Genomic DNA, 22401 nt, shown 5'->3' with positions numbered 1-22401 from the left:
CATGAACCCATCCACTTTCAGATTCCTCCGCCGGAGTCTCCTCCCCCTCGCCCTGCTCCTGCTCGGCGCCGCCCCGGGCCTCGCGCAGGTCGGCGTCCAGAACCGGCCTGTCAGCATCAACCCCGGCGGCTTCGTCGGCGGCGGCCAGGGCAGCGGCGGCACCTCCGCGCAGTCCACCCGCCAATACACTAATTCCACCATGATGGGCGACGCCATGATCACGAGCGACATCGACACGCGGCGCATCATCGTCGTCACCGACGACGTGACCAACGAGAGCATCAAGGCCATCCTCGCCGATCTCGACCAGCCCAAGCCGCAGGTGCAGATCGACGTCATCTTCCTGCAGGTGGACCACGCCAAGGACCTCGATCTCGGGGCCGAGGCGACCTACACCGCGCCGGTTTCGCTGAACTCGTCGCCCACCACCGGCAAGGCCACCACGAACTTCGGCGTCGCCGCGGCGCAGGCCCTGGCCACGACCTACGGCGGCTTCTACAGCATCGCGAACAGCAAGCTCAACGCGACGATCCACCTGCTCGCCACCAACAACAAGACCCAGATCCTCTCCCGCCCCTCGATCCTCACCCGCAGCGGCCAGCAGGCCTCGGTCATGGTCGGCCAGTCCATCCCGATCATCACCAACTCGCAGATCAGCTCCGTCACCAACGCGATCACCAACACCGTCACCTACCAGGACATCGGCATCATCCTGACCGTGACCCCGTTCATCACCGCCGACGGCAACGTGGAGATGATCGTGTCGCCGCAAACCTCGTCCCTGAGCTCGCAGACCGTGCCGATCTCGAACGGCGTGAACTCCCCCATCATCAACAAGACCTCGGCCGACACCGTGGTGATCACCCCGAGCGACCAGACCGTCATCATCGGCGGCCTCATCTCCAACCAGAAGAACGACACGGTCAACAAGGTGCCGCTCCTCGGCGACCTCCCGCTCGTCGGCAATCTCTTCAAGCACACGGTCACCGGCAACTCCAAGAGCGAGCTCCTGATCTTCCTCACGCCGCACGTCGTCACCCATCCGGCCGACCTCGCCAAGCTGAGCCAGGAGGAACGCGGCAAGGCGGAGCTGCTGCCCAAGTCGACCGACAAGGACGCCCCGGACAAGCTCATGAGCAACCGCTGAACGTTTTGTTGTAGGGCGGGATCGCCGCATCCCGCCTTCCGGCTGTAGGAGGGGCTTTATGCCCCGATTCTGCCGGCGAAGAATCATCCCATCGGGGCGTAAAGCCCCTCCTACAGTTTTGGCCACCACGCCCTAGGCCTTCGCACCGCCGGCGCTCCGCCGCAGCAGAAGGAAGGCCGCCAGGTAAAGCACGAGCGCCATCAGCGCCGCCGAGCGGAGGCCGCCGACCATCGAGTAATATTCCAGGCAGCCGCCCAGCACCGCGCCCAGCAGGTTGGAGCCGAGCGCCGCCGCCGGTTGCGCCGAGCGCGACAGCAGCATCGGCACGATCACACCGGCCAGCCCGACCGGCAGGCCGGTGAGCAGGCCGCCCAGCACGCCGCGGACGAGCAGCGGCAGCGTGTTGAGCCAGTCGAGGGGAAACCACCACAGCAGCGCCACGGCGGCAAACAGCGCCACGAACCACGGCGAGGGATTGCGCCACTGCCAGCGCTCGACGGCGAGATTGGCGAGCAGCACCATCACCAGGATGCCGCCAAAGACGGCGGAGTTCACCACCCAGGTGGAGCCGAACAGCAACGAAAGGCTCGTGACGCCGCGGGTCTCGATCAGCAGGAAGGCCGCGCCCATCAGGAAGAGAACCCAATCAAAGGCGTTCCCTTCGCGCCCCAATCCGAACACCGGGCGCACCGTCAGCACCGCGACGCCGAGGATAAACGCCAGCACGGTCAGGTAACCCCACGGGAAAACCCCGGGCCGCAGATAGAGAAAGGGCCAGTCATCGGACAGCGTGGGCGTTTGCGCCATGGTCTTGCTCGGGAGGGTCACGACGTGCTTGGCCAGTTCCGGCAGGGAAAGTTGCGCCCCGTCGGTCGGCACGAGGAAAGTCACCGTGCCCCCGTGCATGGAATTGTAGACCGGGATGGGCTTCCGGCCCGTGGCCTTGGTGATGGTCCAGTAGAGGCGGTCGAAGAACCACTGCCCGGAATTGCAGGCCATCGACAAGGACAGGTGGCCGCCCGGCGCCACATGCCGCCACGCCGCCCGGATGCCCTCCTCGGTGTAGACGTAGTTGTCCAGCCGCAGCGTCGACATTGCCGACGCCATCGCGTGGGAGTCGAGCAACCCATAGCACACCACGTCGTAATAGGACTCGTCGTGCTTGCCGAAAAACGACCGGGCATCGTCCACCACCGTGCTCACCCCCGGGTGACTATACGGCTGTTCGGGATGCAGCCGCCGACCGATCGCGATGATCTCGGCGTCGATATCCACGCTGGTCACGTTCTGGTAGCCGTTCCGCAAGGCCGCCTGCACATCGTTGCCCGTGCCCGCGCCCACCACCAGGGCCGTGCCCTTCTGCGGATTCAGGATGAAGGGCAGGTCGTAGAGTTGCCGGACATTCCGCAGCCGGCTGCGATCGTCGGCCGTGAGCCGCGCGTCGACCAAGCGGGCGTCCGACACATCATGCAGGTATTGGTGGAAATCCCGGTTGACCTCCAGCCGCAGGAAGAGCGGATCGGTGATCAGGACAATCCGGTTGTAAGGGGAAAAGATGGCGCCCTGCCCCGAATACCAGCCGAGCCCGACGATGACCGCAGCCACCGGCACCGCCCACCAGCGGCGCACGAGCCAGAGGAAGGGCAGCACGCCCAAGGCCAGCCAAAGCACGGGACCGGCCTCCACCCAGGAGAGCGCCGTGAAAACCAGCACGCCCGTGAGCGAACCGGCCAGGTCCGCGCTGTAGGCCCGCAGCACGGGCAGACGCCCGAACAGATACCCCAGCGGCGCACCGGCACAGACGAAAATCGTTCCCACCCCGGAGAGCAGCGTGAGGAATATCGCCAGGTTGCGGACAAACGTCGCCATGTCCGCCTGCACCGTCTCGGCCCCCCACAGGGTGATGCTCTGGTCGGGAAAGGTCAGGTGCACGAGCCCCAGCGATTCCGCCGACGCCACGGGCAGCGCCACCAGCAACAGCGCCGGCAGCACGCCATGCACCAGCCCGGGATACCGTTTGCCCAAGGCCACGCCCAGGCCCATGCCGAGAAACGCCGCGATGAGCACGATGTTGTTCACATACGCAAAAACCCGCACCTGCCCGGAGGTCCACCGGATCAGCGCCAGCTCCAGCACGAGGATGCCAAAGGTGGTCAGGCCCACCAGCCAGGCGGAGGACTTCCTGCCCTCCGCCCAACTCGCATCCCCAAGCAAGCGCTTGAATCCGTTCAAAACCATGCGGTCATTGCGTCAGCCGGTCGGATGAACGACAACGATATTGCGGCGGGCGATCGGGAAAATCAGGTAATGGATCAGTTTGGTATAGGTCGGGCTTTACCTGCCAGCCATAGGCTTGGCGACGGCTGGTGCCCGACATCGGGCGCGGCATTCTGTTGTAGGGCGGGATCACCGTATCCCGCCTTAGGGTCGAGCGACTTGACCTCAAGGCGCAGAAGGCGGGATGCGGTGATCCCGCCCTACAATGATAAATTAGGACATTGCTTCGCTTTCGCTTTACTGAGCGAAGCATGGCGGAGAGGGAGGGATTGATTCGCTTCGCTCAGGGCTTCGCCCCAAAGCCTGCGGCTTTGCCCATATCCCTCCTTCGCAATCGCTGCGCGATTGAGGCGCTGCTTCGCATCGCCAGCCAATAACCTGCAGTTATTGGCGGAGAGGGAGGGATTCGAACCCCCGGAACCTTGCGGTTCAGCGGTTTTCAAGACCGCCGCGATAGACCACTCTGCCACCTCTCCTGAGTGGAGGCCCAACTTGCGAACTTACCCCGTCAGGTCAACGACGCAGATAACAGGGAAATTGATTGTGCTATCGCGAGCGAACGCATGGATGAGGATGTCGCTGCGCTCGGAACTTCACTTCGTTCAGAATGACAGGAAACGGATATTTGTTGGGTTTGAAAACACTCCCTATTCTTCACTCATGGATCACCCATTAGTGGGTGCTTGGTGTGAATGAGTGGTGATCCTGTCTTGGCTTTATCCGTGTCAATCCGCGGTATCCGCGGTAAATTCTCCGGCTCGGAGTTTTGAGCTGCAAAATGCCCTGAGCCCCGCATCCTGCGGGCTGTCTTCCTATCCGTATGAAATCCAAGCCCACTGTCCTGATCATCGAAGACGACCCGACGACCCGCAAGGTCTTCACCGGGAGCATGGCGATGGCGGGCATCCCGCTGCATATCGCGAGCTCGCCCGAGGAGGCCTCCGGCATCCTGGCGGAGCAGTCGATCGACGTCATTGTCACCGACCTCATGATGCCGGGCTACAACGGGGTGGACCTGATCGAGGCCGTGCGGGCCGCGCCGCACACGCAGCACATTCCGATCCTGGTCTTCACCTCCGGCGGCAACCTGGAGCTGATGGAGCAGGCCGCGAAGGCCGGCGCCGACGAGATTTGCCAGAAGCACAACACCCCGCAGGCTAAGCTGATCGAGAAGATCCTGAAACTGCACGAGGAAGCGAAGCCATAGGCGGAGAGAGCCTCACGCGAAGGCGCGAAAGCTGCGAAGGTGGAACCCGGCCTCCGGACGGGTTGGTTCTGGTCACCACTAATGTCCACGAAGGCCTCCCAATCCCGGAGGGTTTGACCACGATTGCACGGATTATCACGGATGGTTTTCCGAACCCTACAAACCTCGTCTCCTGATTAGTGCCCAATTAGCGAGCATTAGCACTACTCCGTCAGGTATAGAATACCCCGAGCGACACACCCCGCCCTGCCGGGCACCCCTCTCCAGAGGGGACCCAAATCAACGCCGGCGATAATCCCCTCTGGAGAGGGGTGGCGCGTAGCGACGGGGTGTGTCGGAACCTAACGGAGTAGTGTTAGGGAGTGTTTTCTAAGCTCGGAAGGGGGACCACTAAAAGGATTCCGCCAACGGCGGAATCTACTTTCACTGCTCCGGCTGATCGCCTCCGCCGACAGGTTCAGGGGGCGGCTGATCGCCGCCCTCTCTGCCCGCGATTAGCGGGCCCCCCGAAACCCACCGCGCAGGCGATCAGCCGGAGCGGTCTCCGTGGATTTCAGCATTGGTGAAATCTCATTAGTGGTCCTTTAGGAGGTTGGAAGACACCCCCTGCTATGGTGACCCAACCCGTGTCCGTCAAATCGGGGTAACCTCACTTTCTCATGATTTGTCCTCCGGTTTGGGGTTCCGTATCTCAACGGACAACGGGCAATCTCGGGGCCCCGACTTAATCCTGCTCCTTGCTCCGCGCTCTCTGCCCCCTGCCCGCTGTTCCGCTCTCGCGCAGCGCCTTCTGCACGTCCGCGGGGAAATCCGCCATCCCGGCGACCTGCCGGATCTCGATCACATCGCCATCCTGCGCCGGGCAGCGCTGCCACCAATCGACGACCTGCTGCTTGGACTTGGCTTCTATCAACCAATAGCCGCCGACCACTTCCTTGGAATCGACCGCCGGGCCATCCGTCACGGTGGCCTTCCGCTTCGCAAACGCCAGGCGCGCGCCGGTCGACAGCGGCAGCAGTCCGTCCAGCGAAAGCAGCGCGCCCGCTTTCCGCAACTCGTCGTTGAACCTGCCCATCTCCGTCATCATCTTCGGATCCGGCTTAAAATCGGGCCCCGGCTGCTGTTTTCCGTTTTTCGGCTGATACACTGCTGGGATCATGAACACCATGAATTGCATACGATTTCTCCTGTGGTTTTGAGTTTGGACCGTCACCGCTCCAACGATTGGAAGACCCCAAAACAGACATTCCGTAACGGTGAAAGAAACGATAAACACAAAGGCGTGGTGCCGCAAAGGGTGGATCCGCACCACCACCTTGGCGGCTTTGCGCCTTTGCGTTAAATGAATCGCGTGATTCAATGGAGCGCATGGACTTGCCCAAACTGGACGCCATTGACGCCCGCGTGCTCGGCTCGCTGATCGAGAAGGAGCTTACGACGCCGGCCTATTATCCGCTGTCGCTGAATGCGCTGGTGAACGCGTGCAACCAGAGCAACAACCGCGACCCCGTCATGTCGCTGGGCGAGCCGGAGGTGAACCGGGCGTTGGATAAATTGCGGGACCGGAAACTGGCGGTGGTGATTTCCGGAGGGGAAAACAAGGTGTTTAAGTTCAGGCACAAGGCGACGGAGACGCTGGAGCTGACCGGGCCGGAGATCGCGTTGCTGTGCGTGCTGCTCCTGCGCGGACCGCAGACCCCCGGCGAACTGCGCGGCCGCACGGAGCGGATGCACGCGTTTGCCGATCCGGCGGATGTCGTGGCCACCCTGGGCCGGCTGGCCGACCGCCCTGCTCCGCTCGTTGCCTTGCAGCTCAAGCAACCCGGCACCAAGGAAGCCCGCTACGTCGAGCTCCTATCCGGAACCGTGGAATCAAAGCCGGTCGAGTCGGCGCCGGTCGTCAGGCACCTGTCGTCCGACACGCAGCGGATGCAGCAGCTCGAGGAAGACAACAAATCCCTCCGCGCCGACCTGGGGAAGCTCCGCGCCGATTTCGACGCCTTCCGGAAGAAGTTCGAATAGCGAGAACTGTGCATTGTTCGTTGTTCACCGGTTTGAAGCCAATGAACGTTGAAAATTGAACGCCGGACGATTCCAGGTGCTTCCCGCTCCCTGCTATCTCCTGGATTCATACCGCATCGCCACCGCCCCCGACTTGAACTCCAGCCGGCTCACCAGCTTCAAGTCGACCGGCTTCGACAGCCCTGCGAACAACGTCGGCCCGTGCCCTGCCAGACGCAAGGTCGCAAAGGGAGAATGCGGCCACTGCGCCAATATCTTGGCGACTTCGGAAAATCCAACGCGGCCAGGCGCCGGCCGCGCGCTCAACGGTTAGGGAGTGTTTTCAAACCCGGTTTGTCATCCTGAGCGAAGCGAAGGATCCACGGCAGCGAAAACCATATCGCGAGCGAAAGCATGGATGAGGATGTCGCTTCGCTCGGAACTTCACTTCGTTCAGAATGACAGGAAACGAGTATTTGTTGGGTTTGAAGACACTCCCTACACCGGGACCCATTGGCCGAAGCAGGGCTGGGGATTCCTGGCGACCTCGGTGGTCTCGGTCGTGCCGTGCAGGACCGTGGTCCGGTTCAGGATCGCGCACGGGGTGACCCGCAGCCGCTTCATGTTACCCTGCGGGAGCCAGTCCTGATAGACCTCCGTGTCGACCGACCACGTCACCGTGCCGACCTTCACCCGTTGTCCGCCGATCTGCTCCTCGTAGATGTCGTGCGGCTCGGGCCCGGCTCCGGCCCATTTCGCTTTGCCGAAGACGACCGGCTTGTCGTTGTTGTCCTTGTCCTTGGCCAGGTCGGTTCCGTTGGCGTTCCAAGGGATGGTGACGGGCACGTGGACGTCGGGGGCGATGCCGATGATGGGATCGGCCGGATTCAAGGTTTGGAAAAGCTGATCGCTGACCGGAATCTCGAACTGCTGGGGGCCTAGGTTTGCCATGACGGATGTGGGTTGAGTTGAACTGCCGCACCCCGTGGCCCCGGAGTGACCGCAGACTGGGCATTCCCTGCGCGAGGTCAAACGCCAAGCCGGCATCACTATCGGCGCCCTGGTCTGTTTGGTTTTCTACCATTATTGAGCATTACCTAAAGATGAGACGCGAGGCCAGGTAGGGCGAATCCTCCGGATGAGCCGTGGCACGGAGCGGCTCGTCGGGACGACTCGCCCTACCCGCTAGCTGATCGATCTAACTTCAATAGGTAATCCTCATTAGGTAAGAGGTGAACCCTATGCTTACCCTTTACTTTCGGTCATCGGATCGGGCTCGTCCGGCGCGTGGCGGTGGCGCCAGAGCAACATCAGCAGGAAGCCAATTAAAGCGCCGCCGAGATGGGCGAAATGGGCGATGCCGGCGCCGAAGAGGGAAAACCCGGTGACGCCGGAGAACAGATCGAGCAGCAGCAGACCGGGAATGAAGAACTTCGCCGCGACCGGGACCGGCACGAACATCATCGCCAGCTTGGCGTTGGGATGGAGAAATCCAAAGGCCACCAGCAGTCCGTAAATCGCCCCGGAGGCGCCGAGCATGGGCGTGGCGTAGATCTGGTAGAGCTCGACGAGCACCGCCTTGACCGCCGGATCCCGGGGCAGCTGGCCGCCTCCGTGCACCAACAGATCACTGATGGCGGACGGCGTCAGTCCCGCCGCGACCAGGCGGGCGTGCAGGCCGTGAAACTCCTGCCAGCTGATCCCCGTCTGGACCAGCCCGGCCCCCACGCCGCAGAGGAAGTAGAAAAGCAGGAAGCGCCCCGCGCCCCACTCCCGCTCCAGGATGCTGCCGAAGGAAACGAGCGCGAACATGTTGAAGAAAATATGGCTCAGGCTCCCATGCAGGAACATGTGCGTCACCAGCTGCCACCAGCCGAAGTGATCGTTGGCCGGATACCAGAGCGCGCCGGTATCGACCAACTGTTCGCGACCGTTCGGCAGCAGGACACCCGCGGCAAAGAGCACGATGTTCAGGATCAACAGGGCGGCGACCGCCCGGGGCATGCGACTCATGTGACCATCGTTGCTATCGAACCGCCTTTCGCAATCCGTCAGATATTTTTAACGCAAAGGCGCAAAGACGCCAAGAAACCATTCTCTTCACCACTAGGGAGTGGTTTCAAAGCCCGGAAGGGGACCACTAAAAGGATTCCGCCAACGGCGGAATCTACTTTCACCGCTCCGGCTGATCGCCTCCGCCGCCAGGTTCAGGGGGCGGCTGATCGCCGCCCTTTCCGCCCGCGATTAGCGGGCCCCTGAAACCCACCGCGCAGGCGATCAGCCGGAGCGGTTTCTGTGGATTTCACCCTTGGTGAAATCTCATTAGTGGTTCTTTTGAAGGTTTGAAGACACTCCCTAATCTTCACTAACTGGTCACTAATTGGTGACTCTTCGTGGCCAAAGAGCCTTCGGCATTGATCCTAATCTCCGTCTTTTTTCGACTCTGCGCCTTTGCGTTAACGCTCGGTCCGGGTGGTTACCTTTTCGGTTCGTATCGCAACGCCACCGCCCCCGACTTGAACTCCAGCCGGCTCACCAGCTTCAGGTCGACATGCTTTGAAAGCCCCGCGAACAACGTCGGGCCGTGTCCCGCCAGGCGGGGGTGCACGATGAACTCGTATTCATCGATGAGGCCCAGTTCGGTCAGGGCCTGGGCCAGTTTCACGCCGCCCACGAACAATCCCCTGCCCGGCTGTTGCTTCAGCTTTTGGACGGCCAGCCCGAGATCCCCACGCAGGAGTTCCGCGTTCCAGTCCACCTGGGCCAAGGTGCCCGACACGACGAACTTCCTCGCCGCGTGGACGGTCCGGGCAAACGGCATCGTCCAAGGCGCCATCCAGTCGGCCAGCACGCCCGTCCGCCCCGGCTCCCGCCAGGCCGACTCCATCAGCTGGTAAGTCACGCGCCCAAACAGGAGGGCGTCGGCCGCAGCGAGGCTTTCCGTCGCGTGTCGATGGGTCTCCTCATCCGGGATTCCGGCCCGGTGATCATAACACCCGTCCAAGGTGACATTGAGTGAATACCGCAGTGGTCGCATGGTTTAGCCTCCAGATTAGTGGTTCCGTATCTCAACGAACAACACCCACCCCGCCGGACACGAGTTCGTTTTTCGCCCACAATTGATTCCTGAAGACCAGACCGAGAACGTCAGCTCACCCCTAGCCCCAAACCCTGACCCTGTCAGCTTCTACGCCGTCGCCGCCGGGCTGCTCAGCATCCTGCTCGCCCGCACCGTGCACGTGAACGACAAGGGCGGCTTCTCGCCCTTGGCCGCGGCGACCGCCACGAGGAGATAACCCTGCTTAGAATGAGTAAAGTGGGACAGCTCGCGGATTGTGATATCACATCCGCGACATGACTCTTTTGCAGCCACTTTGCTTGACCAACGCTCGGATCCCCAAACCACGGCCTCTTTGGCTCGCTCCACATCTGTGGCCTGCCCCCCTTGCAGCTCCCTTTTGCTGTCTTGCAGCCCGGGTGATTTCCGCTCACTCGAAGGTAATAAACGCTATGGAGGAAAGGCCGAAAGTTGTGCTACCCATTTTTGCCACGAAACCGGATGGCGGCGTAGACCTGATCGGATCGGGCATTCTTCTCAGAGCCCGTAATGTCGAATTGCTTGTAACCGCGGCTCACGTTCTTGCTTTGAAAGCCAGCAACACCCTGTGTGTGCCAATCGGCGGAACTAATTATTGGGCATTGAACCAATCATTCACGATCTCCTCCGAGTCTTTGGAAGGTGCTCAAAACGAATCCCGGCCGGATCTTGGTTACATGGTATTAACCACTCAGCTCCGCGACCGGCTGATGCTGGCTGGCTGGAGCTTCCTAGTCGTGTGCCCGGCCTCGTTCACAACTGACGGAGAGTCTTTTTCCGGAAAGATTGGTGCTGTTGAGGGCTTTCCAAGAGCTGAAAACGAACAGAGCCCACATGCGGTTAGCGCTCTGATTGCCTTTCCGTTTTTTACGGATAAAATCTTATGGAGATTTGGCTATGATACTCAGAAATTCGTGGGTCTAAGGTTTCAACATACTCTGCGCAATGCGGGCGAACCTCCACGTGAATTATGGCCGGAATGCATGAGCGGGGGTCCAATCTGGCAAGTAGACGGCGAACGGCTAAAACTTGCCGGAATTGTCGCGCAATATTACAGCAGCAAATCGCTTCTGTTAGGAACGAGGATTGACTTGCTGCTCCGATTCCTGCGCTCAGTCGGCATTGATACGCGGGATCCGGCCTCCCCATAGCAGGGTCAGGTTGCGGGTCGTGATATCAACATCCGCGACCTGACCCATTTGCAGTTCCCTGGCGTCTTTGCGCCTTTGCGTTGAAAAGCCTCAGATCAACTTCAGGCGCCGTCGGGCCTGAAAAGCCAGCGTTGAAAGGAGTCGTTCAGACGGCGCGCCCCCACTACCTGACTAAGCTGCCTGGGGCTTGAGGCGGTCTAGGGCCGTTTTGATCGCTTGCAGATAGTTCGGGTGCCAGAGCTCGTGCTCGGCGTCGGGGACGACGGTGTAGGTGTGCTGGCGGTAGAAGTCGCGCAGAGCCGTGGCGCGGCGGTGCATCTGCTCGTCTTCCTTGCCGCCCACCAGGATGTCCGCGGGGGTGTCCGCGTTGCCGGCGCGGTAGGAGACCATCCAGCGCTGCGGCTCCTCGTCATCCTCGAGGAAGAAGGGCGAGATCGAACCAAGGATCAGGTGCCGGGCGCGCAAAGCGCCAAGGTGCGAGTAGAGCCCGCCAAGGGAAAAGCCCATCACAACCTTGCCTACCGTCTGGGCGTCGACCTGGGGAAAGAGCTCGGTCGAGCCGAAGGGCGGCACCCGGCCGGGCCATTCTAGTCGGACGAACTCGGTCTCCCACCCGGCGGCGCGCACAAAATCGACAAAGGGCTTGAAGCGGCGCTCGGCGCCAGGCATCGGCGGAACAATCGTCAGCAATGGCATGCACGCAGATATGGCCAGACAGTCAAAAACGTCAACCGGCTGACTGAGTCACCCGATGAGGGTGCCACAAAAAGTCACGAAGAGACACGAAAGGGAAGCGACCCAGAGACACGGCGCGGAGCGGAATCCGCGCCCTACCTTTTTTGCGCCCTTTTGTGCCTTTTTGTGGCCAAAAAATAGATCGGGAGATGCAACGTGTTGGGCCTGGTCTGTCGGGGCATAAAGCCCCTCCCACATTCGATCCGCAAGACATGGCCCAGCGGGAGCTGGGCCCTCCACCTGGTAGGGGTCGTTGCCCTCAACGGCCCGGGCGGTTGGGGCAACCGCCCCTGCCCCTCAAATCAGCTTCAGGTGCCGGCGTGCATGCAAAGCCAGTTGTGAGCTTCGTCGCCCTAAGGGCGCCCACTCAACTCACCCCTACTCCCGCGGCTGCGGGATCCGGGGCCGCACCTTCGTTGCGACCATCTCCGCGCTACCCGCGCTTCGTCGTTGACCTTCAAACCAACTGCAGACGCCGCCGTGCCTCGAGTGCTAGTTTGGCAAAGACCGCGGCGTTCTCCGGAGCACGATAGTCGGTTCCATAGGTCGGAACGATCTCGGCCATGCGGGGGCTGGTGATCAAATGCGGGAAGCTCTCCTTGATCACTTTGAGGACGATATCCACGGAGACCGAGGCACCGGGGCTGGCGCCGAGGAGGGCGGACATGGATTTGTCGGCGCTGGTGAGGACCTCCGTGCCGAAGTGGACGATGCCGGCTTCGCCGTCGGTTTTCTTGATGGCCTGCACCCGGATGCCGCCGTCCACCAGCTTCCAGTCCTCGGCCTTCGCGTTGGGGTAGAAGATGTGCATCACCTTCATGCGGTCGGCCATGCTCTGCGTGCCTTGCTGCAGCAGATACTTCACGAGGGGAAAATTGGTGGCGGCGATCTTGAGCAGCGTCGCCAGATTGTGCGGCTTCACGGAGCGCGGCAGGTCCGTCCAACTGCCGGTCCGGTGCAGGAAGCGCGTCGTCCACGCGGCGAACGGGCCGAAGAGGAGCGTCTTCTTGCCGTCGAGGATGCGGGTGTCGAGGTGCGGCACGGCCATGGTGGGCGCCTCGGGCAGGTTCTGACCGTAAACCTTGGCCTGGTGCCGGGCGACGATCTCGGGCTTGTCGCACACCAGCCAGTGGCCGCCGATGGGGAAACCGCCGAGGCCCTTCGCCTCGGGCAGGCCGGCCATCTGCAGGAGCAGGATGCTGCCGCCGCCGGCGCCGACGAAGACGAACTTCGTGGTAACGGTGCGCTCTTCGCCGGTTTTCGAATTGCGGGTGGTGACGTGCCAGCTGGCGCTTTGGGTCTTTTGTAGGGCGGGATCACCGTATCCCGCCTGCTTTTCGAGGGAAGGCGGGGTGCGGTGACCCCGCCCTACACCGCCCTCCGCGCGGCGGAGGCCGACGACCTTCGTGCTAGCCAGCACGGAACAGCCTTCCTGCGAACCGAGCCAGGCGAGGAGCTTGCGGGAGACGTTGCCGAAATTCACGTCCGTGCCGCCGTCCATCTTGGTGGCGGCGATCGGCACGGCCGGATCGCGGCCCTCGGTAAGCAGCGGCGCCCACGCGCCGATTTTCGCGCGGTCGGTGGCGAACTCCATCGCGGCGAAGAAGTGGTGCTTCGACATGCCGGCGTAGCGGGCCTTGAGGTAATCCACCTCGTCCGCGCCCTGCACAAAACTGATGTGCTGGACCGGGTTGATGAACTCCTTGGGGTTGTCGATCATGCCGCTCGCCACGGCGTGCGCCCAGAACTGGAGCGACTGCTCGAACTCCTGGAAGATATCGATGACCTTCTGGACCTTGACCGTGCCGTCGGCCTCGCGCTTCGGCGTGTAGCTCAATTCGCAGATGCCGGCGTGGCCGGTGCCGGCGTTGTTCCAGCCGTTCGAGCTCTCGAAGGCCAGTTCGTCCGCCGCCTCGAACACCTGGATGCGCAGCGCCGGGTCGAGGCGCTTGAGCAGGGCGCCGAGGTTGGCCGACATCACGCCGCTGCCAATCAGGACGACGTCGGGATTCTCGATGCAGGTGTTCATGAATGATTCTTACAGGAGGTAACGGAGTTAACAGAGGAGAGACCCAAACCTGATTATTACACCAAGGCAGCAAAGGTAGCGAAGAAGAGATCGCACCCTTTGCTAACTTCGCGTTCTTGGTGTGAAATCATAGTTCGGTTTCTCAGTTCTCTCTGTTTCCTCCTGTGCAACTGTTTGGTCAGCCGCGTTTGGAGAGGACCGTTTTTTCGTAGCGGGCCACGTCGGCGAGCCACTTCGCCGCCGGCGGCACGCCGTCGCGCTCGCAGAGCTCGTCCCACACTGCCCCCCAGGGCAATGCGCGGGCCTGTTCCATGAGCGCCAGGCGTTCGTGGCCGCGGCCGGCGGTCTCGGCCGCCTGGATCTTCGCCGTCGGGTCGAGCAGGCCGCAGAGGATGGCCTGGCGCGTAGCCCGGGCGCCGATGACGTAGGCGGCGATGCGGTTGATGGAGGCGTCGAAAAAATCGAGGGCCACGAACACCCGGTCCCACGCGTCGCCGCGGGCGATCTCGAGGAAGAGGTTGCGCACGGCGTCGTCGAGGATGACGACGTGGTCGCTGTCCCAGCGGACCGGCCGGCTGGTGTGCAGCAGCAGGCGTTTATGGAACTGCATCAGCGCCGAGACCTTGTCCGCCACCGACTCGGTCGGGTGGTAGTGGCCGAGGTCGAGGCAGAGCACCAGGTCGCGGCTCTGGGCGTAGCTCGAGTAGAATTCCTGCGAGCCGACGACGTAGTCCTCGGAACCGAGACCAAACAACTTGCCCTCGACGGCGTCGACGCAGAGCTTCCGGTTCACGGTCTTGTCGGCGAAGATGGCGTCGTAGGACTCCTTGAGCCGCTCGCGCGGCGCCCAGCGGTCGGCCGGCGCGTCCTTGGCGCCGTCCGGCACCCAGTGGTTGTGCACGACCGGCTTGCCCAGCTCCTTGGCAAAATGCTGCGCGATGTGCCGGCAGGCCTTGCCGTGGTTGATCCAGAAGCGGCGGATGCCCGGATCGGCGCTGGAGAGCGTGAAGCCGGAGTTCGCCTTCTCGTGGGCGAAGTAAGTCGGGTTGAAGTCGAGGCCGATGCGGCGGGACTTGGCCCAGCCGAGCCAGCGGGCGAAGTGCTCGGGCCGCAGGTCGTCGCGGTCGACGGCCTTGGCCCCGGTCTCGGCGTAAAACGCGTGGAGGTTGAGGCGCTGCTTGCCGGGGAGCAGTTTCAAGACGAGGTCGAGGTCGGCGCGCATCTCGTCGCCGTTGCGGGCGCGGCCGGGATAGCCGCCGGTCGACATGATGCCGCCGCCGGCGACGCCGTCCTTGGGCGTCTCGAGGCCGCGAACATCGTCCGCCTGCCAGCAATGCAGCGAGACGGGCACGCGGAGCGCGTGGCGGATGGCGGCCTCGGTGTCGACGCCGTAGCCGGCGTAGGCCGAGCGGGCGAGTTTGTAGGCGGCGGAAGATTTCATGGGGAAAGTTTCTTGGAAATGCACCAAGGCAGTTTTACACAAAGGAAGCAAAGTTAGCCAAGTGGGATACGCTTGATTGAGCATCGCTCCGCTCTCTTCGCGCTCTTGGTGTAAGAAAATGCATTTCAACCAGGTTGATAAACGGTGGCTTTGATTTGCTTGGCGAAGTGCTCGCGGAAGGACTTCAGGTTACGCACGGCGCGCAGCGCGACAAGCTGGGAGGCGATGTTGCCGACCGCGGTGCCCTCGAGGGTGAAGGCGTGGACCGGCAGCCCGCTGGCATCGGCTGTCGCCTGGCAAAGCAGACGGTTCTTCGAGCCACCGCCCACGATGAGGATGCGCTGGAACTTCCGGCCGGCGAGTTTCTCGAAGGCGCGGAGGGCGTCGGCATGCCCCTGCCCCAGCGAGTCGCAGATCAGGCGGACATAGCCGGCGAGGTTCTTTGGCCGCGGCAGTTTCCGGCGCTTCAGCTGCGCGTCGATCGCGGCCCGCATGGAAGACGGGTTCACGAAGGCGGGGTCGGTGCAATCCAGCTTAAAGCTTAAAGCTGTAAGCTTAGAGCTAGCATTAATGAGCTTCACCCACTCCGCGTCGTTCTTCGGCCGGGCCGTGAAATCCTTGAGCGTCTGCTCCAGCAGCCACAGGCCGATGACGTTCGTCAGCGGGCGGTAGCGGCCGTCGCCGGTGCGCTCGTTGGAGATGCGCGCGGTGAGCGCCTCGTGACCGAGCAGCGGCGTGTCGCTCTCGAAGCCGACGAGCGACCAGGTGCCGGAGCTGATGTAGAGGTCGCCGCCCGTCGGATTGGCCGGCATGGCGTCGTAGGCGCAGGCGGTGTCGTGGCCGGGCACGGCGACAACCTTGATGTCAGGTAGGGCGCGTCGTCCCGACGAGCCGCGCTTTGCACCGGATTTCGCGGATTCACGGCTCGTCCGGAGGACTCGCCCTACCTCGGGCAGAATCGGGCCGAGCACGGTGTTGGCGAGGATCGGCGGCGTGAACCACGTCGCGGGAATATGAAAATGGTCGAGCGTGGCGCGCGACCAGTCCCGACCGTGCACGGCAAGGAGCTGCGAGGTGCTGGCAAAGGAGATCTCGTTCTCCATGCGACCCGAGAGCAGGAAGTTGAAGTAGTCCGGCAGGAAGAGGCAGCGCGTAGCCAGGTCGGCCACGGCCGGATTGTGCGCGACGGTCTCCTCCAGCTGCAGGCTGGAGTTGTAGAAGACGTTGGGGATGCCGGTCGCGGCGTAGATGCGCTCCAGCGCCGCGCGGGTGTTGGCGAGGCGCGTCAGGCCGGGCTGCGTGCGGGCGTCGCGGTAGGCGTGCGTGGGAAACACCATGCGGCCCGCGTCGTTGACGAGCACGTGGTCCACGCCCCAGGTGTCCACGCCGACGGAGGCGAGCTGCGGGAAGCGCTTTTTCGCGAGGCGCAGGCCGGTGGCGATCTCGGTCCACAGGCCGGGGATGTCCCAGTAATCGTGGCCGCCGACCGAACGGAACCCGTTCGGAAAGCGGTGCACCTCCGTCAGCGTGAGGCGGTTCTTCGCCCACGTGCCGACGATGACGCGACCGCTGGTCGCGCCGAGGTCCACGGCGGCACAGTGGATGGTTTTAGAAGCCATGTTGTTTTTTAACCACGGATTGCACGGATTAACACGGATAAAGGCAGGAGCTTTGGTCACCACTAATGCACACTAATTGGGCACTAATGAAGAAACTGAACCTGTATTGTCTGAAATCCATCCGTGATAATCCGTGTTATCCGTGGTCAAAATCTCAGGGATTAGTGAAGCATTAGTGTGGATTAGTGGTGAACCTCAGCGCAGGAAGGCTTCGTGCAGGCCGCCGTCGACCGTGACGACCTGGCCGGTCGTCTTGCTGAGGCGCTGGCTCACCAGGAGGAAGTAGGCCTCGGCCTGGTCCGCCGGCGTGATGGGCGCCTTGGTCAGCGTGCGGTCGGCGTAGAATTGCGCCAGCTTGCCGACCAGCGACTCGGTGGCCTCGTCGTCCTGGTAGGGAATGTTGTATTTCGCGAGCGAGCCGATGACGCGGTCGCGCGGGAACATCGCACTGCCCTGCACGACGGTGGCCGGGGCCACGCCGTTGACGCGGACCAGCGGCGACAGCTCGATGGCGAGCTCGCGCACGAGGTGGTTGCCGGCGGCCTTGGAAACATCGTAGGCGACGGAGCCTTTCTTCGCGACCGCCGCGTTGGCGCTGGTCGTGAGGACGAGCTGGCCCTTGAGGCCCTGCTCCTTCCACGTCTTGAACGCCTCGTCGCCGACGAGGTAGCTGCCCGTGACGTTGATGGCGAAGGTGACGGCCCACTTGTCGTCGGGGATGTGGCCGGAGGTGTCGCTCGGCACGAAGATGCCGGCGGTCACGCAGATCGAGTCGAAGCCGCCGTAGGCCAGCGCAACCTGGTCGAGCATCTTCCGGATGCTGGCGCGGTCGGTGATGTTGGCGGCGAGGCCGAGCGCCGGGCCGCAATTCGAGAGGCCGGTGCCGGCGACGCCGATGCCGACACCGTATTTGGCCTCGATTTCCTTGGCGGTGGCCTGGGCCGCGCCCTCGTTGAGGTCGACGCAGACGATGTGCGCGCCCTCCCTGACGAGACGGTGGGCGGTCTCCCTGCCGATGCCGGAGCCGGCGCCGATGACGATGATGACCTGGCGGGCGAGTTCCTTTTCGGCGGGCATGCGCTTGAGCTTGGCCTCCTCGAGGAGCCAATACTCGATGTCGAACGCTTCCTGCTGCGGCAGGGCGATGTATTGGTCGATCGCCTCGGCGCCGCGCATGACCTCGACGGCGCAGTTGTAGAACTCGGCGGTGACGCGGCTCTCGGACTTGTCCTTGCCCCACGCGACCAGGCCGACGCCCGGGATGAGCACGACGGTCGGGTTCGGGTCGCGCATGGCCGGCGAGTTGGCATGTTTGCAGCGATCATAGTAGGCGCGGTAGTCATCCCGGTATTTGGCGATGCCGTCGGCGAGGAGTTTCTTCAGGTCCGCAATGGATGAGACGGATGGGTCCCATGGGACGTATAGGGGTTTGATTTTTGTCCGGAGGAAATGGTCGGGGCAGCTCGTGCCGAGCTCGGCGAGGCGGGCGGCGTCCTTCGAGTTGACGAAGCGCAGGATCTTCTCGTCGTCCTGCACCGTGCCGATGAAACGCTTCTGCTGGGAGACCTGGCCGCGCAGCCAGGGCAGGATCGCGGCGAAGACCTCGCTGCGCTTCGCGGCGTCGAGCGTCTGGTATTTCGCGCCGCCGAAGGCCGTGGCGTCGCCGCCCTTGGCCTGGTATTTCGCGTCGATGTAGGCCGCGGCCTTCTCGATGAAGTTCAGCGTGAGCGTGTAGCAGGCCTTGTCGTCGCTGTCCCAGGAGATGAAGCCGTGCTGGCCCATCATGATGGCCTGCGTTTTCGGGTGCTTCTTCGCGATCTCCTGCATGGCGAGGCCGAGTTCGAAGCCCGGGCGCATCCAAGGCACGTAGGCCATCTCGCCGCCGAAGATCTCCTGGGTGAGCTTCTCGCAGTTCTGCGAGGCGGCGATCGCGATGATCGCGTTCGGGTGCATGTGGTCGACGTGCTTGCCCGGCAGGAAGGAATGCAGCGGGGTGTCGATCGACGACGGGCGCGGGTTCAGGTTGAAGGTGGTATGGTTATACATGCCCACCATGTCGTCCTCGGCCGGGGCCTTGAGGCCCTTGTCGGTGCGGGCGGCGTAGAGCTGCTGGAGGTCGAGCAGCTTCAGCTGGTAGAGCGACGAGAAGTTCTCGCGTGTGCTGGTGCGGAGGTCGCCGCCGGAGCCCTTGACCCAGAGCACCTCGGTCGGGAGGCCGTTGAGCGGGTCCTTCTCGGTGATCTTCGACGACGTGTTGCCGCCGCCGGTGTTGGTGATGCGCTGGTCACTGCCGAGCAGGTTCGAGCGGTAGATGAGGCGGCCAACCGGATCGAGCGACGCGGCCTTGGCGTCGTCCCAGCCGAAGTTGACGAATCTGTAGGTATTCATGGAGAAAGGCATTTCCCGCGGATTACGCGGATGAACGCGGATAAAGACCAAGGCGAATTCTACAGGAGCACGCAGAGAAAAGGCAGGAGGGTGAAATCTCTGTTTCCTCTGCGATCTCCTGTGAAAGGTTTGGGTCGTTTTTCATCCGTGAATATCTGTGTAATCCGTGGTCAATGAATTTAGGTCCTGGTTTGAGATGGTTCGGATAAAGAAAAATCAGAGGCCGAGCGCCTGCTGGCGGTAGTGCTCGTCCGGCCGGCCGGCGATGCGGGCGGCGACGGCGGCGGAAAGGAAACGCGGCGAACCGAGCGTCACGGCGCCGGCGAAGATCTCGGCGGCCTTGTTGGCCATCAGGGTCGCCGCGAGCACAGCCTCGGGCGTGGCGCCGAGGGCGATCAGGCCGTGGTTCTCGAGGAGGATGACACGCGGCGGACGCGAGAGGCGCTTGATGTAGGCGACGACGGCGCGGCGGATGCCCTGCGCCAGCTTCAGGCCGGGGTCGATGTAGGGCACCAGCACGAACTCGGCGCCACAGCACACGATCTCGTCGGGACAGCCGCGCTTGGTGGCGAAGGCCCGCGCGTGTTTGGTGCAGAGAATCTTGTTCACCGCCACGGGATGCGTGTGGCCGACGAAGTTCACGCCCGGCAGGGTCAGCAGCCACGCATGGAACATCGCCTCGACCGAGGGCTTCCGGGAATTCGCATCCACGCGGGCGGCAAAGAGCGCCTCGTCGATCGCCGCATCGGTCATCGCCTTGCGGTCGAGCAGCGGCAGCAGCCGGTCGAAGCGGCACACGGCGGTGCCGGCCTCGTTGAGCGTGCCGAGGTTCGAGCCGCTGGCCTTGACGACGAAGGTGTCAGGCGCGAGCCGGGCGGAGGTGTTGCCCTCACCCAGGATGGCCAGCTGGCGGTCCTCGCGACCAAGCTGGTGCGAGAGGTCGAGCATCCGGGAGATGATGCCGGCTGTGGTGGTCGTGCTCATTGATTAGTGCGGGCGCTCCTCAAAGGCATTGTCATCCTGAGTGCAGCGAAGGATCCATGGCAACGAACGTGATACCGCGAACGAATGCATGGATGAGGATGTCGCTGCGCTCGGAACTTCACTTCGTTCAGAATGACAATCATGCTCAGGCGCGGAGAAGTTTGGACGGGGGCAGCACGATGCCGTGCGCCGCGAGGCGCTTGGGCGGGGCGTCGGAAATCAAGGCGGAAGGCCGGGACCAGTCGGCGACGCGGTGCGGGGTGGCGCGCCCGAGCTTGGACGCGTCGAGGCAGAAGTAAACCTGTTGGGCGCGGCGCAGGACGGATTGCTGGAAAGCGGCGACGCTCGCGTGCGAGTTGCTGATGCCCGCGGCGTCCATGCCCTCGCCGCCGAGGAAGGCCGCGTCGAAGGACCAGTCGCCCAGCGCCTTGATGGCGCGCGGGCCCATGAGGGCCGCCTGGCGGCTGAGAAACTCGCCGCCCACGACATGCAGCTCCACCCCGGCGGTCCCGCCGAGGACGGAAGCGGCCGCGAGGCTGTTGGTCACGACCACGAGGCCGGACAGGTCCTTGCGCTGGGTCAGCGCGCGGGCCGTCGCCTGGATGGTCGTGCCGGCGTCGAGAAAGATGGTGCCGGTGCGCGGCATCTGCGCCACCGCCCGCCCGGCGATGCGCGCCTTGGCCGGCCGGGCGCGGCCGGAACGCTCGTCGTGCGAGGCAAAGGCGCTGTTATAGTCCGCCAGGGCGCCCCCGTAGGTGCGGGTGATGTGGCCGTTGGCCTCGACCGCCACCAGGTCGCGCCGGGCCGTGGCCTCGGAGACCCCCAGCCGCCGGCAGATCTCGTTCACCGGCAGGAACCCGTCGCGCCGGATCAGGCTGCGGAGTTCCTCGCGGCGGAGGTCGACGATGTGCTGGGGCACGCGCATGGCAGGACCGTATGAAATTTATATGATTGGGGTCAATCATATAAATAAGAGGCTGTTTCCCCCTGCCATGGGCGCGGGATCACCGTCTGGCGGGGGCGAGCAAGCCGCGGCGTGCGCCGGCCAGCCGGAGGCCGGGCCGAACTCCGCCTTCATGCCGATGCCATAATGACAGGGTCCCATAGGGAAGCTTCGGGTTCCCTCCTTTATTCCTCCTTAACTCCTCCTTAGATCCTTACGGCATCCTTACACCATCCCTATACCTTCCCGTCACTTCCTCCCTTGCTGCCTTCTTGCCAGCATCGGGCGACCCTCAGGCTGAACCTTATACCCAGAAGGCGTTGTCCGTGGCTGGTCGGGAGACCAGCCCTCCAATTCCAATCTGTCTTGATCCGTGTTTATCCGTGTAATCCGTGGTCAAACGGAACCGGACAGACAAATTAATCCCGGCTGCGGCCGCCCCCGCTGAGCATGAGCAGCAGGTAAAGCAGGTTGCCGAGGGTCGCGACGAACGCGGCGACATAGGTCAGCGCGGCGGCATCAAGGGTCTCGTTGACGCCCTCCATCTCATCGCGACCGAGGATGCCGAGGTTGACGAGCTGCACCTTGGCCCGGCGGCTGGCGTCGAACTCGACCGGCAGGGTGACCAGCTGGAAGAGCGCGATGACGGTGAGCGCCACGACGCCGATCTGGAGCATGATGATGCCGAGGGCCTTCGCGCCTAGGAGAGAGGCCAAGAGGATGCCGAAGCTCAGGATGCCCCAGGCGATGGGCTGGGCGAACTGCGCGGCCGGCACCAGCACCTGGCGGAAATTCATCATGGCGTAGCCTTCCTTGTCCTGGATGGCGTGGCCGGCCTCGTGCGCGGAAACCCCCAGCGCCGCGAGGCTCGTGCCGTCGTAGTTCTGCTCGGACAGTGCGAGCCGCTTGTTCGTGGGATCGTAGTGATCGGACAGCTGCCCCTCCACGCGCACGATCTCGACGTCGTGGATGCCCGCGCCCTCCATGACGGCGGCGGCGGCCTCACGGCCGGTGATGTGACCCCGCGACGGGATCTGGATGTTTTTGCCGTAGGCGCTGTGCACGCGATACTGCGCATAGAGGCCGAACAGGAGCGGGACGATGATGAGGATGAACCAGATGAGCATGGTGGAAATGGGTTGGACGTTGACGGTGCAGAAGGTTGCCAGCCGGGACCGTTTTACCAGCGGAAAATGTCCGGCTGGAAAAGCCCCGAAGCGTTATAAGCCGCCCCCTGTCCACCATCGATCTGTCATTCTGAGCGCAGCGAAGAATCCAGTATAACGACCGCCTCGGGCATCGTTCAGGATGACTGGTGTGTAGGGGCGTCGGCAAGCGACGCCCCTACTGGTAAATAGCGCGAGCCGCGGCCCGGCGGGAGC

Annotated in this window: 18 protein-coding genes, 1 tRNA gene and 1 pseudogene; 5 read left to right on the top strand and 15 right to left on the bottom strand. The window is 63.2% G+C overall.

What is annotated here, in order from left to right:
- Nucleotide 1 precedes the first annotated feature (1 nt).
- A complete protein-coding gene (locus tag BLU29_RS13125) occupies nt 2-1147 on the top strand; it encodes a hypothetical protein (protein ID WP_157693849.1) in 1146 nt (381 codons plus the stop codon).
- Between the two features lie 132 nt (nt 1148-1279).
- Here BLU29_RS13125 and BLU29_RS13120 read toward each other — a convergent pair whose 3' ends face one another.
- Nucleotides 1280-3385: a class I SAM-dependent methyltransferase gene (locus BLU29_RS13120; protein ID WP_091058705.1), complete on the bottom strand. Its 2106-nt coding sequence runs from the start codon at nt 3383-3385 to the stop codon at nt 1280-1282.
- A gap of 427 nt (nt 3386-3812) precedes the next feature.
- Nucleotides 3813-3900: transfer RNA gene (locus BLU29_RS13115), tRNA-Ser, on the bottom strand.
- A 344-nt stretch (nt 3901-4244) separates the two neighbouring features.
- Between BLU29_RS13115 and BLU29_RS13110 the strand changes: the two genes are divergently transcribed.
- A complete protein-coding gene (locus BLU29_RS13110) occupies nt 4245-4631 on the top strand; it encodes a response regulator (RefSeq protein ID WP_091058701.1) in 387 nt (128 codons plus the stop codon).
- 724 nt (nt 4632-5355) lie between these two features.
- On the opposite strand, the gene BLU29_RS13105 is transcribed toward BLU29_RS13110, so the two are convergent.
- Nucleotides 5356-5991: a YciI family protein gene (locus BLU29_RS13105; RefSeq protein WP_197677714.1), complete on the bottom strand. Its 636-nt coding sequence runs from the start codon at nt 5989-5991 to the stop codon at nt 5356-5358.
- A gap of 8 nt (nt 5992-5999) precedes the next feature.
- Between BLU29_RS13105 and BLU29_RS13100 the strand changes: the two genes are divergently transcribed.
- On the top strand, nt 6000-6653 hold the full coding sequence (locus BLU29_RS13100; RefSeq protein WP_091061146.1) for a YceH family protein: 654 nt from the start codon (nt 6000-6002) through the stop codon (nt 6651-6653).
- A gap of 93 nt (nt 6654-6746) precedes the next feature.
- On the opposite strand, the pseudogene BLU29_RS18830 reads toward BLU29_RS13100, so the two are convergent.
- The 4 genes and pseudogenes from BLU29_RS18830 to BLU29_RS13080 all read right to left on the bottom strand — a co-directional run.
- Nucleotides 6747-6869: pseudogene (locus tag BLU29_RS18830) on the bottom strand (deaminase); the annotation flags it as partial.
- A 261-nt stretch (nt 6870-7130) separates the two neighbouring features.
- Nucleotides 7131-7583, bottom strand: a complete 453-nt coding sequence (locus tag BLU29_RS13090; protein ID WP_091058696.1) for a hypothetical protein — start codon at nt 7581-7583, stop codon at nt 7131-7133.
- A gap of 294 nt (nt 7584-7877) precedes the next feature.
- Nucleotides 7878-8645, bottom strand: coding sequence for a rhomboid family intramembrane serine protease (locus BLU29_RS13085; protein ID WP_091058693.1), 768 nt, complete (start codon nt 8643-8645; stop codon nt 7878-7880).
- A gap of 463 nt (nt 8646-9108) precedes the next feature.
- Complete coding sequence (locus BLU29_RS13080) at nt 9109-9669, bottom strand: dihydrofolate reductase family protein (protein ID WP_091058690.1); 561 nt, start codon at nt 9667-9669, stop codon at nt 9109-9111.
- Between the two features lie 82 nt (nt 9670-9751).
- Here BLU29_RS13080 and BLU29_RS18115 point away from each other — a divergent pair, with 82 nt between their 5' ends.
- A complete protein-coding gene (locus tag BLU29_RS18115) occupies nt 9752-9928 on the top strand; it encodes a hypothetical protein (protein WP_157693848.1) in 177 nt (58 codons plus the stop codon).
- Between the two features lie 214 nt (nt 9929-10142).
- Nucleotides 10143-10880 (top strand): hypothetical protein, encoded by a 738-nt coding sequence (locus BLU29_RS18110; protein WP_157693847.1) that lies wholly within the window; start codon nt 10143-10145, stop codon nt 10878-10880.
- A 171-nt stretch (nt 10881-11051) separates the two neighbouring features.
- On the opposite strand, the gene BLU29_RS13075 is transcribed toward BLU29_RS18110, so the two are convergent.
- From BLU29_RS13075 to BLU29_RS13040, 8 genes are all read right to left on the bottom strand, one after another.
- On the bottom strand, nt 11052-11576 hold the full coding sequence (locus BLU29_RS13075; protein ID WP_157693846.1) for a hypothetical protein: 525 nt from the start codon (nt 11574-11576) through the stop codon (nt 11052-11054).
- Nucleotides 11577-12072: 496 nt separating this feature from the next.
- A complete protein-coding gene (locus BLU29_RS13070) occupies nt 12073-13644 on the bottom strand; it encodes a malate:quinone oxidoreductase (RefSeq protein WP_091058686.1) in 1572 nt (523 codons plus the stop codon).
- Between the two features lie 178 nt (nt 13645-13822).
- The gene (locus BLU29_RS13065; RefSeq protein WP_091058684.1) at nt 13823-15085 is read right to left on the bottom strand and encodes an L-rhamnose isomerase; all 1263 of its coding nucleotides are present in this window, start codon (nt 15083-15085) and stop codon (nt 13823-13825) included.
- A 125-nt stretch (nt 15086-15210) separates the two neighbouring features.
- On the bottom strand, nt 15211-16704 hold the full coding sequence (locus BLU29_RS13060) for a rhamnulokinase family protein (RefSeq protein ID WP_091058682.1): 1494 nt from the start codon (nt 16702-16704) through the stop codon (nt 15211-15213).
- Between the two features lie 195 nt (nt 16705-16899).
- Nucleotides 16900-19092, bottom strand: a complete 2193-nt coding sequence (locus BLU29_RS13055) for a bifunctional rhamnulose-1-phosphate aldolase/short-chain dehydrogenase (protein ID WP_091061144.1) — start codon at nt 19090-19092, stop codon at nt 16900-16902.
- A gap of 216 nt (nt 19093-19308) precedes the next feature.
- Complete coding sequence (locus tag BLU29_RS13050) at nt 19309-20076, bottom strand: class II aldolase/adducin family protein (protein ID WP_091058680.1); 768 nt, start codon at nt 20074-20076, stop codon at nt 19309-19311.
- 145 nt (nt 20077-20221) lie between these two features.
- Nucleotides 20222-21001 carry a DeoR/GlpR family DNA-binding transcription regulator gene (locus BLU29_RS13045; protein ID WP_091058678.1) on the bottom strand — a complete coding sequence of 260 codons (780 nt, stop codon included), beginning with the start codon at nt 20999-21001 and terminating at the stop codon, nt 20222-20224.
- Nucleotides 21002-21438: 437 nt separating this feature from the next.
- Nucleotides 21439-22146 (bottom strand): zinc metallopeptidase, encoded by a 708-nt coding sequence (locus BLU29_RS13040; protein ID WP_231962232.1) that lies wholly within the window; start codon nt 22144-22146, stop codon nt 21439-21441.
- Nucleotides 22147-22401 lie beyond the last annotated feature (255 nt).

Source organism: Opitutus sp. GAS368 (assembly GCF_900104925.1).
Classification (GTDB): Bacteria; Verrucomicrobiota; Verrucomicrobiia; order Opitutales; family Opitutaceae; genus Lacunisphaera.
This window is presented reverse-complemented; position numbering and strand designations above follow the sequence as displayed.